Source organism: Allobosea sp., from assembly GCF_017308075.1.
In the GTDB taxonomy this organism is placed as follows: domain Bacteria; phylum Pseudomonadota; class Alphaproteobacteria; order Rhizobiales; family Beijerinckiaceae; genus Allobosea.
The window spans coordinates 159,793-174,355 of the sequence record NZ_JAFKFX010000033.1 but is presented as its reverse complement, the minus strand read 5'-3'; the positions used below and the strand labels follow the sequence as shown (position 1 = coordinate 174,355).

15 protein-coding genes are annotated in these 14,563 nt (G+C 67.8%); 7 read left to right on the top strand and 8 right to left on the bottom strand.

Translation table 11 applies throughout. From position 1 onward, the window contains the following. Together J0J10_RS16545 and J0J10_RS16540 are read right to left on the bottom strand one after the other, a co-directional pair. Positions 1-326 (bottom strand): carboxyl transferase domain-containing protein (locus J0J10_RS16545; protein WP_291647505.1); only part of this gene is annotated, 326 nt, incomplete at its 3' end. Positions 327-620: 294 nt separating this feature from the next. Beyond that, positions 621-1,409, bottom strand: coding sequence for an ATP12 family chaperone protein (locus tag J0J10_RS16540; RefSeq protein ID WP_291647504.1), 789 nt, complete (start codon positions 1,407-1,409; stop codon positions 621-623). A 282-nt stretch (positions 1,410-1,691) separates the two neighbouring features. Between J0J10_RS16540 and J0J10_RS16535 the strand changes: the two genes are divergently transcribed. Continuing rightward, on the top strand, positions 1,692-1,949 hold the full coding sequence (locus J0J10_RS16535) for a YjhX family toxin (RefSeq protein ID WP_291638786.1): 258 nt from the start codon (positions 1,692-1,694) through the stop codon (positions 1,947-1,949). A gap of 55 nt (positions 1,950-2,004) precedes the next feature. Here the strand turns inward: J0J10_RS16535 and J0J10_RS16530 are convergent, their stop codons facing one another. Both J0J10_RS16530 and J0J10_RS16525 read right to left on the bottom strand, forming a co-directional pair. Continuing rightward, on the bottom strand, positions 2,005-3,465 hold the full coding sequence (locus tag J0J10_RS16530) for a methyl-accepting chemotaxis protein (protein ID WP_291647503.1): 1,461 nt from the start codon (positions 3,463-3,465) through the stop codon (positions 2,005-2,007). Next, positions 3,462-3,782: a hypothetical protein gene (locus J0J10_RS16525; RefSeq protein ID WP_291647501.1), complete on the bottom strand. Its 321-nt coding sequence runs from the start codon at positions 3,780-3,782 to the stop codon at positions 3,462-3,464. The genes J0J10_RS16530 and J0J10_RS16525 overlap by 4 nt, the downstream gene beginning before the upstream one ends. 388 nt (positions 3,783-4,170) lie before the next feature. Between J0J10_RS16525 and J0J10_RS16520 the strand changes: the two genes are divergently transcribed. From J0J10_RS16520 to J0J10_RS16505, 4 genes are all read left to right on the top strand, one after another. After that, entirely contained in the window at positions 4,171-4,839 is a 669-nt protein-coding gene (locus J0J10_RS16520) for a Spy/CpxP family protein refolding chaperone (protein ID WP_291647499.1), read from the top strand. A 121-nt stretch (positions 4,840-4,960) separates the two neighbouring features. Next, on the top strand, positions 4,961-5,677 hold the full coding sequence (locus tag J0J10_RS16515; RefSeq protein ID WP_291647497.1) for an MgtC/SapB family protein: 717 nt from the start codon (positions 4,961-4,963) through the stop codon (positions 5,675-5,677). A 141-nt stretch (positions 5,678-5,818) separates the two neighbouring features. Beyond that, a complete protein-coding gene (locus J0J10_RS16510) occupies positions 5,819-6,253 on the top strand; it encodes a hypothetical protein (protein ID WP_291647495.1) in 435 nt (144 codons plus the stop codon). A gap of 187 nt (positions 6,254-6,440) precedes the next feature. Beyond that, positions 6,441-6,611, top strand: a complete 171-nt coding sequence (locus J0J10_RS16505) for a hypothetical protein (protein WP_291647493.1) — start codon at positions 6,441-6,443, stop codon at positions 6,609-6,611. 28 nt (positions 6,612-6,639) lie between these two features. On the opposite strand, the gene J0J10_RS16500 is transcribed toward J0J10_RS16505, so the two are convergent. The 3 genes from J0J10_RS16500 to murI form a co-directional block, all read right to left on the bottom strand. Continuing rightward, positions 6,640-7,329 carry a hypothetical protein gene (locus J0J10_RS16500; protein ID WP_291647492.1) on the bottom strand — a complete coding sequence of 230 codons (690 nt, stop codon included), beginning with the start codon at positions 7,327-7,329 and terminating at the stop codon, positions 6,640-6,642. Between the two features lie 354 nt (positions 7,330-7,683). After that, positions 7,684-8,301, bottom strand: coding sequence for a 30S ribosomal protein S4 (gene rpsD / locus J0J10_RS16495; RefSeq protein WP_291638778.1), 618 nt, complete (start codon positions 8,299-8,301; stop codon positions 7,684-7,686). 232 nt (positions 8,302-8,533) lie between these two features. Further along, a complete protein-coding gene (gene murI / locus J0J10_RS16490) occupies positions 8,534-9,391 on the bottom strand; it encodes a glutamate racemase (RefSeq protein ID WP_291647491.1) in 858 nt (285 codons plus the stop codon). A 141-nt stretch (positions 9,392-9,532) separates the two neighbouring features. On the opposite strand from murI, the gene J0J10_RS16485 reads away from it, so the two are divergent. Further along, complete coding sequence (locus tag J0J10_RS16485) at positions 9,533-10,459, top strand: bifunctional helix-turn-helix transcriptional regulator/GNAT family N-acetyltransferase (RefSeq protein ID WP_291647489.1); 927 nt, start codon at positions 9,533-9,535, stop codon at positions 10,457-10,459. Positions 10,460-10,480: 21 nt separating this feature from the next. On the opposite strand, the gene J0J10_RS16480 is transcribed toward J0J10_RS16485, so the two are convergent. Continuing rightward, positions 10,481-11,794 (bottom strand): flavin monoamine oxidase family protein, encoded by a 1,314-nt coding sequence (locus tag J0J10_RS16480; RefSeq protein WP_291647487.1) that lies wholly within the window; start codon positions 11,792-11,794, stop codon positions 10,481-10,483. Between the two features lie 436 nt (positions 11,795-12,230). Between J0J10_RS16480 and J0J10_RS16475 the strand changes: the two genes are divergently transcribed. Then, positions 12,231-14,486: a TonB-dependent hemoglobin/transferrin/lactoferrin family receptor gene (locus J0J10_RS16475; RefSeq protein ID WP_291647485.1), complete on the top strand. Its 2,256-nt coding sequence runs from the start codon at positions 12,231-12,233 to the stop codon at positions 14,484-14,486. The last annotated feature ends 77 nt before the right edge of the window (positions 14,487-14,563 follow it).

Here is a 14,563-nt window from a genome sequence, read left to right as displayed (position 1 = left end):
ATCTTCTGGGCATGGGTCTCGGAGAGCGAGCCGCCGAAGACGGTGAAATCCTTGGAGAAGACGAAGACGGTGCGGCCATTGACCGTGCCCCAGCCGGTGACGACGCCGTCGCCGGGGATCTTCTCGGCCTTGTCCATGCCGAAATCGACCGCCCGGTGCTGCACGAACATGTCGAACTCCTCGAAGGAGTCCTTGTCGAGCAGGAGCTCGATCCGCTCGCGCGCCGTCAGCTTGCCGCGCCCATGCTGCGCCGCAATCCGACGTTCCCCGCCACCGAGCCGGGCTCCCGCGCGACGCGATTCGAGCTGTTCGAGAATGTCCTTCATGGCGAAGCCCCGCAGCCGACTGACGATCTCTCACCGGCTTAAGCGGCGCGGGACGGGCTGTCCATCGGATGCCGGCGGGGCAGACGTTCTCCGATCACGTCGAAACGTCATTCCGGCGCTCCATTTCGCCGGAGCCGGCTGACCTGCAGATTGGTCGAAAAGGCTACGCGTCACGCGGCCGGCTGCATCGCCTCCGGAGCGTTTTCGAGCGAATCGGCCGCGGTTCGCGTGAAGAAGGCACGATAAATCAAAGAGATGGCGCATTCCGGCGTTTCAGGGAAACGCGGAAATGCGCTAGCCCTGCATCAGCAGCAGCACGGCCGCGTCGTACTCCTTGCGCCGTAGTACCCGGCGTTCGGCCGCTTCCTCGTCCTGGCCCCAGATCCCGATCTGATAGTCCTCGTCGAGATGGGCGGCGGCCCAGGCCGCTTCGGCGTCGATCAGCCCCTCGGCAAGGGCGAGCGTCAGGATCGTCGACCCCGTCAGGGTCATGACGTTGTGGGCGCCGGCGAGGGCGATCGGGGCGGGGATCGCCGCGACGCGTTTTTCCACCGCGTCGAGCACGGTCTGCGGCTGCTCGGCGAAGACCACGCCCTGCGCCATGACGAAGCGGCCGCCGATCCGGGCCTCCAATGCGGCGATCAGCGGGTTCCAGATCTGGTCCTGGCGCTCCACCAGTTCGCGCGGCTCGCCGGCGCGATAGCAGAGCGCGTCGCTGCCGGCATAGCGGACGATCTCGGCGCGGACCGCCTCGTGCTGGTCGGCGACGCCGTCGAGCGCCGAGTTGACCAGCCGGGTCATCGGCATCCGGGCGGGGTCGATCTCCCCCTCCTGCGCCTGCCATTCGGCGGCCAGCGCCTGCGCGACGGCGTGCGAGGCGACCGCCAGCGGCTTGCGGGCCGGGGTGCGGGCGGTGCGGCCGTCGAGCGCGACTTGGAAGAGGCCGTCGCGCTCCAGCGCCTCGGCCTTCTCGTAGAAGCGCTTGGGCAGTGGGTTGCGCATCGCCTGCTGGGCGGCGGCGACGGGGTCTGGTTGGCGCTGGCCGGGGGAGCCGAAGCGCGCGAGGAAATCATCGGTCGACATGGCTGCGTCCATAGCGCATCCGGGACCCCGCGCGAAACGGCTTCGTGCCGGTGCGCGCTGTCTCCGAGCGTTGACCCTTGCCGGGCAGGGGGCTAAACGCCTTCTCCCCGGACGCCATTCGCGTCCGCGAGGCGCGCGAGAGGGCATCATGTTGGAGAGTGCGGGAACCCGGTGAGGTTTCGCTGAGGCGAGACCTGATCCAGCGCCGGGTGAGAGATCCAGACCACAGGGTCGGCTTTCGCCGCGGCGCTTGTCATGGTTCCATGCACAGGCTTTTCCATCATGAACGTTTCGCGGGACGAGCAGCGCGTGCTGCACGTGCTGGCCCGTGGCGGGCAGATCCGCCATTTTCGCGGCGAGAACCGCCGTATCCATCATGTCGAATGCTTCACCCATGAAGGTCATCTTCTGAGTGATTGCACGCTCGCCATCTTCGCTGGCCTCAAGCGCAAGCGGCTGATCGAGTCGCGGCAGGGCGCGCCCTACCGCATCTCCCGGCTCGGACGGCTCGCCGTCCGCAGCCAGGCCGACAACAGGTGACGACAGGCGGGAGGGCGCAGGCCCTCCCGCCATGCCGGCCGCGCTCGTCAGCGTTTCAGGCGGCCTGGCGGATGCGCTGGAGGAAGGTGCGGACCTGGCTGTCGAGCTGCGCCGCCTGCTCTGCGAGCTTCTCGGCGGCGTCGGAGACGCAACCGGCCGCCGACCCGGCTTCATTGGCGACGCCGATGACGCGGTGGATGGTGTCCGAGGCCATCTCGGCATCCTGCGCCGTGCTGCCGATGTTCTCGGCGATGCCGGCGGTGGCCTGGTCCTGCTGGGCGATGGCGGCGGCGACCGAGGCCGAGACGTCGTTCAGCGAATTGATCGAGCCGCCCATCACCTCGATCGCCTGCACGGCTTCGGAGCCGGATTCGTGGATGGCGGCGATCCGCTTCTGGATGTCGGCCGTCGCCTGCGAGGTCTGGCTGGCAAGCGCCTTGACCTCCTGCGCCACGACGGCGAAGCCCTGCCCCTGGACGCCGAAGCGGGCCGCCTCGATCGAGGCGTTGAGGGCCAGGAGGTTGGTGCGCTCGGCAATGGTCGAGATCAGCTGGACGATCTGGCCGATATCCTCCGCCTTCCGCGAGAGATGCTGGACCGTGCTCAGCACGTTGTGGGCGCTGCTGGTGGTGAATTCGACGACCCGGCTCGTGGCGCCGACCTGCTCGCGCAGCTCGCCGATCGCGCTGGCGAGCCCGTTCGTGGCGATGGTGGCGGCGGTGACGGCCGTGGCGGCCTGGTCGGAGGAGGTGGCTGCGGCCAGCGCGCCTTCCTGGACCCGGCGCGCGCCTTCGGACATCTGCGAGGCGGCCTTGCGCAGCGGCGCGACCGAGGCGAAGACCTCGCCTGCTATGCCGGCCACCTCCACTTCGAGATCGTCGGCGATTTCCAGCACCAGCGCCTGCCGTTCCAGCGCCGCCTGCAGCGTGGTCCTGGCGAGATCACGCTCGGCCTGCTCGGCGACGAGGCGCGCGGCATTTGCACGCTCGCTTTGCGCTTCGGCGTTGATGAAGGCGGCCCGCAGGGTGATCACGACCCAGCTCAGAGCGCTGTTCTGCACGACCACGATGACGGCATGGAGCAGCACGCGGCGGCCGTCGCTGCCGCCGGGAAAGACACCTTCCGGATAGACCAGGTTCAGGCCGGCATGATGCGCCGCGATCGCGACCGCGGTGGTGACGAAGATGCGCCAGTCAAGCCAGCCCGCGGTGATGGCGAGCGCGGCGAAGAAGCTCATATGGATGTCGGGCTGATAGGGATGCCCCGCCGTGACGTAGACCAGCAGCATGACCTGGCCGACCAGTGCGAGGGAGCTGACCTGGCGGGTCAGCCAATCCGGCCCGCGCAGCTGCCAGAGAATGGTCGGAACCGCTGCGAGGGCGAGGGCGGCGAGCGTGAGACTCGCGCCCGGCAGTTCGAAGCCCTGGACGCAGGCCGCCACCAGAACGAATTGGAGCCAGAGCAGGGTGGTGAGCAGAAGGCCGAAGCGCCGGCGAAACTGTTCAACCAGATTCATGGCCTGCTCCATGAGACCGCGCCGACATCCATGCAGAGTTTCGCCAGGCTGGCGTCGAGCACGAGCCAGGCGCCGGCGGCGTAGAGCTTGCCGGCATAATCCGCGGTCTCGGCTATGCTGACGGCGACCGGCCGGCTGGAACTGAGCGCCAGGATCGCGCCGCCGGAAGCGGCGATGGCGGCGATCATCCGGGATTCGCCGGAGCCGGGCGGGAACAGGGCCACCACCGGCCGTCCTTCGACCGGCTGGCCGGCCAGGAGCAGGAGCGCCAGCGCCATCAGCGGACCGACAGTGAGGCCGAAGAGCAACTCGCGCATCGTGCTCCCCCAGACCGGTGAGCCGGCGTCGGCAGACGCCGCTGGCCGAGAAGCGCGTTTCGTCGCCGCAAGGCTATGCCGGACTCTAGACTGTAATGGTTGAGTAATCCTTGCCACCACGCCGGCCCCTCGCGCATCGCCCGGGCCGCGAGCGGCTACCGGCAGGCATAGGCCAGCGGCAGGCCTGGGCCGCCGGCAAGAATTTTCGCTGCCGGGCGGGGGAGGCGGGAACTTCGGGCTCGCCGGTGCGTCCTTGGGACATTACAATCTCTTCATGATCGCGCCATCGTGGCGTGAGGGGCGCTCGGCCAGGCTGCGGCCATCGTCTGCCGGCTTCGAGACCCGAGACAGCGAACCGTCGTCAGTCAACGAAAACGGAGAGCTTTTCATGAAACGCCTAGCCCTCATCGCCGCATCCGGCGCAGCTATTCTGGCGACCGGCCTGGCGGTCGCGCAGCCGCAGCCGATCCCCCTGGCGCAAGCAGGGCAGAGCGCGCAGCATGGCGGCAGCGGCGGCGAGAAGGCCGATCGCAGCGACCGCCGCGAGGAGATGCGCGAGCGGCGCGCCGAACGGATGACGGCGCAGCTGAACGAGCGTCTCGCCAAGCTTCGCACCGATCTGAAGCTGAAGCCCGAGCAGGTCGCCGCCTTCGAGAAGATCGAGGCGCTGATCAAGCGCAATGCCGAGCAGCGCCGCGAACGCATGTCACAGATGCGTGACCAGCACGAGAACCTTCGTCATGCCGACATCATGGAGCGGCTCGACATGATGGCGACGCGGCAGGCAGAGCGCGCCACCCGCTCGAAGGAGATGGCGGATGCGGTGCGTCCGCTCTGGACGACGCTGTCGGACGAGCAGAAGACCGTGGCCCGCCGCGCCATGCGCGAAATGAGGGCCGAGGGCCGCGACCGGATGATGGAGATGCACCGGCGCATGCGTGACAATGACGACGATCGACGTGACGATGATCGCAGGTCGCGGCGCTGGCGTGATCGCGACCATGATCACGATCGCGGCTGGTCCCGTGATCGCGACTACGACAGCGACCGGTTCTGAGAATCCGGCTCCGGCAAGTGCCGGGGATGAATGACAAGGCGGCCGGGCGCGAGCCCGGCCGTTGTCATTGTTGCGTATCATGCGAGAGGCTATAGCCGGCGGGCTTGGCGGGGGCAGGCCGGTGCGCTTCATCCAGACTTTCGAACTCTATTCCTTCCTCGATTCGGTCGTCAGTCTCGGCGTCGCCTTCGTGCTCGGGGTTCTGATCGGCGCCGAGCGGCAATATCGCCAGCGCACGGCGGGCCTGCGCACGACTGTGCTGGTCGCGGTCGGCTCGGCCGCCTTCGTCGATCTCGCCATGGCGATGGGCGGCACCTCGGACGCGATCCGGGTCATCGCCAACGTGATCACCGGCATCGGTTTTCTCGGTGCCGGCGTGATCATGAAGGAGGGCCTGAACGTCCGCGGCCTCAACACCGCCGCGACGCTCTGGTGCGCCTCGGCCGTCGGCGCCTGCGCGGGCGCCGACATGGTCGCCGAGGCGGTCCTGGTCACAGTCCTGGTGCTCGCCGGCAACACGCTGCTGCGCCCGCTCGTCAATGCGATCAACCGGATTCCGCTGGACGAAAAGGCCCTCGAGGCGACCTATGAGGTGGTGTTGACCTCGAGCGGTGCGGCACTGCCGACGGTGCGCGATGCCCTGGTCGAACATCTCGACAACGCGAAATATCCGGCGAGCGATGTCCGGACGGTCGAACGGGGCGACGATATGGTCGAGATCACCGCCGTCCTGATCAGCACCGCCGTCGACCGGCGGGAGCTGGACCAGGTCGTCGACCGGCTCGGGCGCATTCCCGGCGTCAAGCACGCGACCTGGGAAAGCAGCACCGCCGACTGACCGGCCGCGCCCGGCCGCGTCCGGCTGGCGTCGGGGCTCGCATCGGATACAACCTGCAAGGCTGGCCCGGCTGCTCGCGAATCACGGGAAGCCATCCCGCAGGCTCCCGTCGGCCGGGACCCGGAAGAAGAGGAGAGCGCGGTGCATCGCTATCTGAGATTGAAGTCCCTCGTGCTTCTGGGGGCGCTGTTGGCCGGTTTCGTCGCGCCGCTGCCGCTGGTCGCGACCGCGCAGGCCCAGGTATCCGGCACCTCGCGCCAGAGCGCCAATCGTGGGCATGTGAACCGTCCACATCACCGCCCTCATACGCGCCCGCATCACCGGCCGGTCGCTCGTCCGCATCCCCATCATCGGCCGCGCCATGGTGTCCGGCATCATCCGCGGCACAATGTCGTCGTGGTGCATCCGCACCGGCGCTGGAACCGTGGCGGCGCGATCGCGGCCGGTGCGGCGATCGGCTTCATCGCCGGCGCGGCGGCCACCTCCTGGGCGGGTCCGCCGCCGCGCGCCGGCTATTGCTGGTACTATACCAACCGGGCCCGCACGCACGGCTTCTGGGATTGGTGCCCGCGCTGAGCAGGCTTTGCGAGGCGCCGGACGGCTATCGCATCGGACCCAAAAGTGACCTCCACTTCTCGGAAAGATCCGATGCGATAACACTGAGATAGATCACCGTGACCGCGTCCAAACGGACGCGGCGATCTGAAGATTGCCCAGCTCCCTTGCATGAACGGGCTGAGGCCTTGCACCTGCGGCGATTGACTTGCTGGAGGCCGGCCCTACCTTGCCGCCGGTCGGTGGCGTCGAGGATATCATGCGTTTGCGAGCGGCTGCGCTGGTGCTCGTCGGGGCGCTTTCTCCCGGTCTGGCGCAGGCGCAGCCTCAAGACGTCGCCCTTCTTGAGTCTATCCAGAAGCTTGCGATCTGCGGCTGAGAGGTGGCGGGAGCGGCAGCCGGGGCGATCAATGCCGCGCGGCTTGCGCGCCCTGCATCTCCACCCTGAACCCCACCAGCTGCCGGAACAGCGGCACGATCCTGAAATCCTCGTCGAAACCCCAGCCGGTCCGTGGCGCCTGCTTCCGGCTTTCCAGAAGCCCCAGCCATGTCAGAGGGCGCAGGACCCGCGACACCATGGCGAACTCCGGCAGGTCCTGCGCCGGAACCTCGAGCAAGGTCTCCATCACCGTGCAGGACTCCGTCAGTGTCCCGGCGCTCGACCATTCATGCGCGGTCACCGACAGGCTCCAGAGAATCACGCCCATATGGTGCTGCGGCCAGAACTCGATCGGGTTCCGGTCGAAGTCCTGAAGGTTCATCTTCCAGAACACCGCCTCGAACAGCGCTGCGAGCAAGGCAGGAGCCTCTTCAGGGGCGAGCATGGCCTTGCCCGCCCTGCTCGCCCTCAGGATCCCCGAACGCTTCCGCAGCAGGCCCGCAGCCTGCAAGGCGATCCGGGTGAAGAGGACCCCGTAGGCGTCGTGCTCGTTGATGACCTTGCTCGTCGCGAGGATGTCGGCCTTGTCGTATCCCGGCCATTCCGTCTGGTCGAAGACATGCCGGACATCGACGCGCTTCAGGGCTCCGGCGGGCGTCAGGACGAGGCCGCCCTTCTCCACGGCAAGTCCCAGCAAAAGGCGTGCGGCCTGGACCATGGGGGCAAGAAGAGCTGCCTCGGCGGGGACGTCGACGGGCGTGAGGCGGAGCGCTCGCGGGACCCTGCCGGGCGGCTCCAGGAGCGCCTTGAGGGAGGCTGGCTCGAGATGAGCCCAGGCGGGAGGAATAGCAGTCACGCAGCGAGCCTAGGCGGGCCGGAGCAAAGGCTCAACAGCCGGGCCAAGAAAGCTTCGAAAAGCGCGCGCGAGAGTGCCCGCAAGGTCATCGCGCCCATGCCGCCCGGGTCGCGGCCGTGCCCGCAAACGAAAAGGGCGGCTCCGAAGAGCCGCCCTTTCCCGATTCCGGTTTTCGATTCTCGCCAGAGACTTAAGGTTTCCGGCTGAGAGATCGGATCAGCGCGAGTAGAACTCGATGACCAGGTTCGGCTCCATCTGCACCGCATAGGGCACGTCCGACAGGGTCGGGGTGCGGGTGAAGGAGGCGGAGAACTTGTTGTGGTCGGCGTCGATGTAGTCAGGCACGTCGCGCTCGGCGAGGGCGGCCGACTCGATGACGATGGCGAGCTGGCGCGAGCTCTCCTTGACCGCGATCACGTCACCCGGCTTGACCTGGTAGGACGCGATGTTGACGCGCTTGCCGTTCACGGTGATGTGGCCGTGATTGATGAACTGGCGGGCGGCGAAGACGGTCGGGACGAACTTGGCGCGGTAGATCACCGCGTCGAGACGGCGCTCGAGCAGGCCGATCAGGTTCTCGCCCGAATCGCCCTTCAGGCGGGTCGCCTCGGCGTAGTAGCGGCGGAACTGCTTCTCGGAGATCGAGCCGTAATAGCCCTTCAGCTTCTGCTTGGCGCGCAGCTGCGTGCCGAAGTCGGAAGGCTTGCCCTTGCGGCGCTGGCCGTGCTGGCCGGGGCCGTATTCGCGGCGGTTGACCGGGGACTTCGGGCGGCCCCAGATGTTCTGACCGAGGCGGCGGTCAATCTTGTACTTCGCCTCATGGCGCTTCGACATGTCGCGTGTCCTCTTGGTTCGCGATTTTGAGGACCGCGCCCTCCTTCTCCCCGTTTCCGGGGCGACAGATCCGGCTTCCGAAGGGAGCGGATCACGGGTGCGGAAAAAGCCACGCGGCCCCGTGAGGAGCCGCGCGACGCCGGTGCCTATGCGGGAATTGCCGGCGGAAGTCAATGCGCCGGCGCGATATCGGCATGGCCGTGGCCAGGCATGGGCGCCTGCGCGCTCCAGCTCAGGCCGGCATCGCCTCGATCTCGATCCGCGCCAGGCCGAAGCCGGCCAGCGCGATCCGGGCCGGCCCGCTCAGCCGAGTGCCGGCGGTGAAGACGGCGCAGGCTTCGCCGGCGTCGCGCCAGTCGCCGGCCGGGCCGAGCAGTTGCGTGACGCGCCGCGCGACGGCGGGGGCGGGATCGATCCACTCCACCGGCCAGGGTGCGAGGCGGCGATAGCGTGCCAGCAGCAGCGGGTAATGCGTGCAGGCGAGCGCCACCACATCGGTGCGCCTGCCGTCGCGCGCGACGAAGCAGGGGGCGATCTCGGCCAGCACGTCGCTGTCGGCGATCGTCTCGCCCTTCAGGGCCGCCTCGGCGAGGCCGGCAAGCCGGGTCGCGCCGACCAGCGTCACCTCGCAGCCGCCGGCATAATGCTCGATCAGCCCGCGTGTGTAGTCGCGCGCCACGGTTCCCGGCGTCGCCAGAACCGAGACGAGGCCGCTGCGGCTGCGCGCGGCGGCCGGCTTCACCGCCGGAACGGTGCCGACGAAGGGGATGGAGAAACGGGCCCGCAGCGCCGGCAGCACCAGCGTAGAGGCCGTGTTGCAGGCGATGACGACGAGGTCGGGATGGAAGCGCGCGACCAGCCGCTCCATCACCGTGAGCACGCGGGCGACCAGCGCCGCCTCGCTCAGCCTTCCATAGGGAAAGGCGGCGTCGTCGGCGGCGTAGACGATGTCGGCATCGGGGCGGCTGGCGACGACTTCGCTCAGCACGGTCAGGCCGCCGAGACCGGAATCGAACAGGAGGATGGTCGGGCGGCGTTGCGGCATCACCGCGCTGCGATGGCAGTTTCCGGCGAGGAGATCGACTTGCATGGGGTTGGTACCGACCGGGGTCCGCAAAGCCCGATTGGGGCCCTGGTCCGTTAAGGGAGGATGAATGTGGCGAGAGCGCGCTGGGGATAATTTAGTTGACTTTGTCCATTAAAACTCATTTCTCGGAAGCAGGAGGCCATCATGCCAGCCATCGCTCCTCATGCCATCGATGCGATCCGCCGCTTCAATCGTTTTCACACCCGCTGGGTCGGGGCATTGGGCGGTGATCTCCATGGCTCCGGCTTCGGCCTGACGGAGGCGCGGGTGCTCTACGAGCTGGCGCAGCGCGACGGCTGGCGCGCCGGCGAGCTGGCCCGCGAGCTCGGCCTCGATCCCGCCTATCTCTCGCGGCTGCTGAAGCGTTTCGTGACGCTGGGCTGGCTCGCGCGTGAAAAGGCGGAAGGCGACGCGCGGGCGCTGAAATTGCAGCTGACGGAGGCCGGGCAGGCCGCATTCCGGCCGCTGGACAAGGCTTCATGCGAGCAGGCGCGTGCGATCCTGTCTCGGCTCGATCCGGCCGGGCAGGCGGCGCTTGTGGGTGCACTCGAGCTGGCGCAGGGGCTGCTCTCCGGGGACAGCGCGGCGCGGCGTGCGGTGACGATCCGCGAGCACCGGCCCGGCGATATCGGCTGGGTGATCTCGGCCCATGGCCGGCTCTATGCGCAGGATTATGGCTGGGACATCAGCTTCGAGGCGCTGGTCGCCGAGATCGCCGCGAAATTCCTGCGCGAATTCCAGCCTGGACGGGAGCGCTGCTTCATCGCCGAGCTGGACGGCGCGCCGGTCGGCTCGGCCTTCGTGGTGCGCGAAAGCGAGGAGGCCGCGAAGCTGCGGCTGGTGCTGGTCGAGAAGCGCGCGCAGGGCCTCGGCCTCGGCAAGAAGCTGGTGCGCGAGGCGGTCGGTTTCGCCCGTGCCGCCGGCTATCGCCGGATGGTGCTGTGGACCAACGACATCCTGCATGCGGCGCGGGCGATCTATCTCGCCGAGGGGTTTCGGTTGGTGGCCGAGGAGAAGCATCATTCCTTCGGCCAGGATCTGGTTGGGCAGAACTGGGAGCTCGACCTCTAGCATATCTGCCGCCGGCCGCGCTCAGGCCTTGAGCCGCGCCACCGCGGCCGCCGCCATGCGCCCGGCCAGCGTCGCGCCGCCGGCCGTCATGGCGCCGCCCCCCGCAGTTGCCTCGCCGGCGAGCCAGAGGCGCCCGGCGATCGGCTCCGCCAGGATGTCGCGGGCGCCGGCATGGCCGGGCAGGCAGACCGAATAGGAGCCGCGCGCGAAAGGATCGGTCCACCAGGCCGGGAAGGAGACCGGCCCGGCAGCCTTGCGGAACTCCGGCCCGATCATGTTGGCGAGCAGGTCGACGACATGTGCGCGGGCGGCTTCGGGCCCGGAATGCGAGAGCTCGCGGGCATAGTCGCCGCCGCAGAAGCCGACAACCAGGTCCTGATCGCCGGGGAACAGGTCGAAGTTCATCAGCCGGCCATTGGCACCGGCCTCGAAATAGCTGGTGCCGGGCGCGATGCCGAAGCGGTTGCCGTCGACCTTGAGCGCGATCTTGGTCAGAGCGCCCATGCCGATGCCGGAAAGCGCGCCCTGTGTGCGGGCTGGCAGTGCCGGGGTGAAGCGGATCGCGCCGGCCTTGAGCACGCCGACCGGCACGGTGACGATGCAGGCGCGGGCGTTGAGCGTGCCTGAAGCCGTGGTGATCGCGACGCCGGGGCCGTCCCAGCGGATCGCGGTGACGGTCTGGTTCAGGCGGATGTCGAGCCCGGCGCCATAGCGCGCCACCAGATTGCCGTAGCCGCTCGGCACGACATAGTCCTCGCCGGCCCAGAGGCGCTGATAGTCGCGGGCCGAGATCCGGGATGCTTCCTCGCCGATCGAGAGCAGCAGGCCGGAGGAGGCGATCGGCGCGAGCTCGGGACCGAGATCGCCCAGCAGTTCGGCGATCGACAGGTCGCGCGTCTTGAGGTCTGCGGTTTCGAGCCGGCGGTCGATCTGTCCGAAGGCGCCGCGGCGGCGCTGGCGATCGCCCTGCGACATCGGCTGGCCGTTCTGGAAGAGCTGGAAGCCGCCGCCCCAGCTTTCATTCGGCGTGGCGATGCCGAGTTCCTGGGCGATGGTGGTCCAGGGGTTGCGCTCGGCCCAGTGGATGAACATCGCGCCGGCGTCATAGGAAGGTCCGAGCGAGGAATCGGTGAAGGTGCGCCCGCCCAGGCGATCGCGGCCCTCGAGCACGATCACGGCGCGTCCCGCCGCCTGCAATTGCCGGGCGGCGGCGATGCCGGCCGCGCCGGCGCCGATGACCACGACGTCATGGTCACGGGCCTGTGCTCGACCGGAACCGGCCGAGGCCGCGGCCATGGCCGCAGAGCCCAGCAGCAGTTTCCGGCGGTCGAGCATGGCGTGAGCTTCCCTCCGCATCTTGCACTGCATCATGCCACCCGAAGCCGAGGCTGCAAGGCGCAAAGCGCGATGCCCGGTGCCGGTGCGTTCACGAGATGGGGAGGCGGTGCGCCGAGCTCAAGGCGCGGGCCCGAACCAGGTCCGGCGCCGGTGCGAGATGCGCGCAAGGCGACCCTCCCCGGGGGGCTGTCCGGGCACTGGCTCCGCGGTGGGCGTCTCCACCTGCCTTCCGGAAACAGGGATATCGATCTGGCTGCAGATTAGAATTATAATAAATACGTAGTTCTTCCCAGTAAAGAGAATCATTTGACAGTCAAAATTGATTTTCCTATTCGCTGATGCTGAAATTAAGGCAGGGTCCTTAGTTTAAAACGATTGCAAACTATCAAGTGACTTCACTTCGGAAGTCTTCGGCTAGGACGGGATTGGGGCTATGGGCGATTACTCCGGTGGGCTGCGACATGGCGTGGCGCTTGGGGCTTTGGTGCTGGCGATGGCGGCGCCGGCGGCAGCGCAGCAACAGCGGCAGGCGGAACGCAGCGTCGGCGAGCCGGCCGTGACGCTCGACGCGATCGTCGTGCAGGGCGAGGCGGCGACGGCGGCCCCGTTGGTCGCTGGCCCGACGACGACGACGACGACACGTGCGGAGCTCGACCGGGCGCAGGTCCAGAGCATCCAGGAGTTGTCGCAGCGGCTGGAGGCCGGCATCACCTTCAACCGCAACAATGGTTCGGTGAACATTCGCGGCCTCGACGGCGCCCGCGTGCTGACGACGGTCGATGGCATCCGTCAGCCCTTCATCCAGGACAACCGCATCGACCGCAGCATCGGTACGGCCTTCGACTTCGATTCGCTGTCGACGCTTGATCTGCTGCGCGGCGGAAGCGGTGCCAGCACGCTCGGCTCGGGCGCGCTCGGCGGCGCGCTCGCGGTGCGAACGCTCGATCCCGAGGACCTCATCCGGCCCGGCAAGACCTTCGGGGGGCTCGCCAAGACGGGCTTTGACACGACCGACAAGGCCTGGTTCGGCAGCGGCGCCGTCGCTGGCCGGTTCAAGGATACCTGGCTGATGATCCAGGGCGGGCTGCGCCGCGGGCACGAAACGGAAAACCGCGGGAACAATCCGAGCATCGGCGCGACCCGCACCGAGCCGAACCCGGTCGACTTCAACCAGTACAGCTTCCTCGCCAAGCTGCATCAGTATGTGAACGAGGTGCACCGTTTCGGGCTGACCGGCGAGATCTTCAAGCGCTCCGACGAGATCCAGACGCGCACCAGTGCCGTCTCGCTCACCGGCAATTATCGCCCGGGTCGACACGCGACCCAGGAGGATGTCGAGCGCAAGCGCGTCTCGCTGACCTATGACTACAAGCTGCCGGGCGGCCTCATCGACGAGGCCCATGCCAATCTCTACTGGCAGGGCGTGACGCGGAACTCGATCCTCAATGCCTACCGCTTCACCAGCGTGATCGGGCCCTATGCCCGCAACAACGAGGTCGAGGAAAAGGCCTTCGGCTTCAACGGGCACCTGATCAAGAGCTTCATCACCGGCCCGGTGTCGCATCGGCTCCTGCTCGGTACGGAGCTGAGGTCATCGACGCTCGATCAGTATTCGGCCGGCCTGGACAGCTGCCGCAGGCCCTATACGGGCGCCTTCGCCGCCTGCAACAACCTGCACAGCAACCAGTCCGACACGCCTCGCGTCGAGGGCAAGCTGGTTGCCTTCTATGCGCATCACCAGTTCGGTTTCCTCAACGACACGCTGCGCCTGACGCCCGGCGTCCGCTTCGACTGGTATGAGGAGGCTCCGAAGGCGACGGCGAGCTATATCGGCAGCGCAGCCTATAGCGGCAGAATGCCGGCCAGTTCGAGCGACGACGCCTGGTCGCCGCGCATCCGCCTCGAATACGACATCCTCAAGAATGCGCCCTATGTGAAGGATGTGACGCTGTTCGCGCAGTGGTCGAAGGGCTTCCGCGCTCCGACCGCCAGCGAGCTCTACGCGACCTTCGGCGCCGTCGGTACCTATCTTCGCACCGGCAATCCCGACCTGCGGCCGGAGACCAGCAACGGCATCGATGTCGGCGTCCGCTTCGGCGACAAGGCCCTCGGCGGCACGCTGACCTATTTCCACACCGATTATCGCAATTTCATCGAGCAGACGCAGATCGCCGCACCCGGCGGGCTCTACCCGCAGGGCGGCATCACCGCCTATCAGAACGTCGCGCGGGCCCAGATCTCCGGCTTCGAGGCCAATATGCAATATGCCTTCGCGCCGAACTGGCTGGTGCGCGGCTCGTTCTCCTATGTCCAGGGCAAGAACAAGGACAACAATACGCATCTCAACTCGATCCCGCCGGTGCAGGGCATCGTCGCGGTCGCCTATGGCACGGATAACTGGGGGGCGGAGGTGTCGGCCAAATTGGCCGGGGCGCGCAAGGATGTCGCGGCTACGACCGGTACCTCGCAGGGCTTCCAGGCGCCGGGCTACGCGATCTTCAACGCCTCGGCCTGGTGGCGGCCGATGCCGCAGATCGCCGATCTCGAATTGCAGGTCGGCGTCTACAACATCTTCGACCGCAAGTACTGGGACGCGGTCAATGTGCCGACCGGCGTGCTCGCCCAGGCGCGCGACTATTACAGCGAGCCCGGCCGTACCGTGAAGGCGACGCTGAAATACCAGTTCTGAGCGCCGGCGCGCCTTGAACAGAAAGAGGCCGGCGTCCTTGACGCCGGCCTCTCGGCGTTTGCGAACCTGTCCTATCC

Coding starts and splice junctions, on each gene's coding strand:
- J0J10_RS16480 (WP_291647487.1), bottom strand. CDS start 11,794: ATGCTCGACCGCCGGAAACTGCTGCTGGGCTCTGCGGCCATGGCCGCG.
- J0J10_RS16500 (WP_291647492.1), bottom strand. CDS start 7,329: ATGGTCCAGGCCGCACGCCTTTTGCTGGGACTTGCCGTGGAGAAGGGC.
- J0J10_RS16475 (WP_291647485.1), top strand. CDS start 12,231: ATGGGCGATTACTCCGGTGGGCTGCGACATGGCGTGGCGCTTGGGGCT.
- J0J10_RS16540 (WP_291647504.1), bottom strand. CDS start 1,409: ATGTCGACCGATGATTTCCTCGCGCGCTTCGGCTCCCCCGGCCAGCGC.
- J0J10_RS16530 (WP_291647503.1), bottom strand. CDS start 3,465: ATGAATCTGGTTGAACAGTTTCGCCGGCGCTTCGGCCTTCTGCTCACC.
- J0J10_RS16520 (WP_291647499.1), top strand. CDS start 4,171: ATGAAACGCCTAGCCCTCATCGCCGCATCCGGCGCAGCTATTCTGGCG.
- J0J10_RS16535 (WP_291638786.1), top strand. CDS start 1,692: ATGAACGTTTCGCGGGACGAGCAGCGCGTGCTGCACGTGCTGGCCCGT.
- J0J10_RS16525 (WP_291647501.1), bottom strand. CDS start 3,782: ATGCGCGAGTTGCTCTTCGGCCTCACTGTCGGTCCGCTGATGGCGCTG.
- murI (WP_291647491.1), bottom strand. CDS start 9,391: ATGCAAGTCGATCTCCTCGCCGGAAACTGCCATCGCAGCGCGGTGATG.
- rpsD (WP_291638778.1), bottom strand. CDS start 8,301: ATGTCGAAGCGCCATGAGGCGAAGTACAAGATTGACCGCCGCCTCGGT.
- J0J10_RS16485 (WP_291647489.1), top strand. CDS start 9,533: ATGCCAGCCATCGCTCCTCATGCCATCGATGCGATCCGCCGCTTCAAT.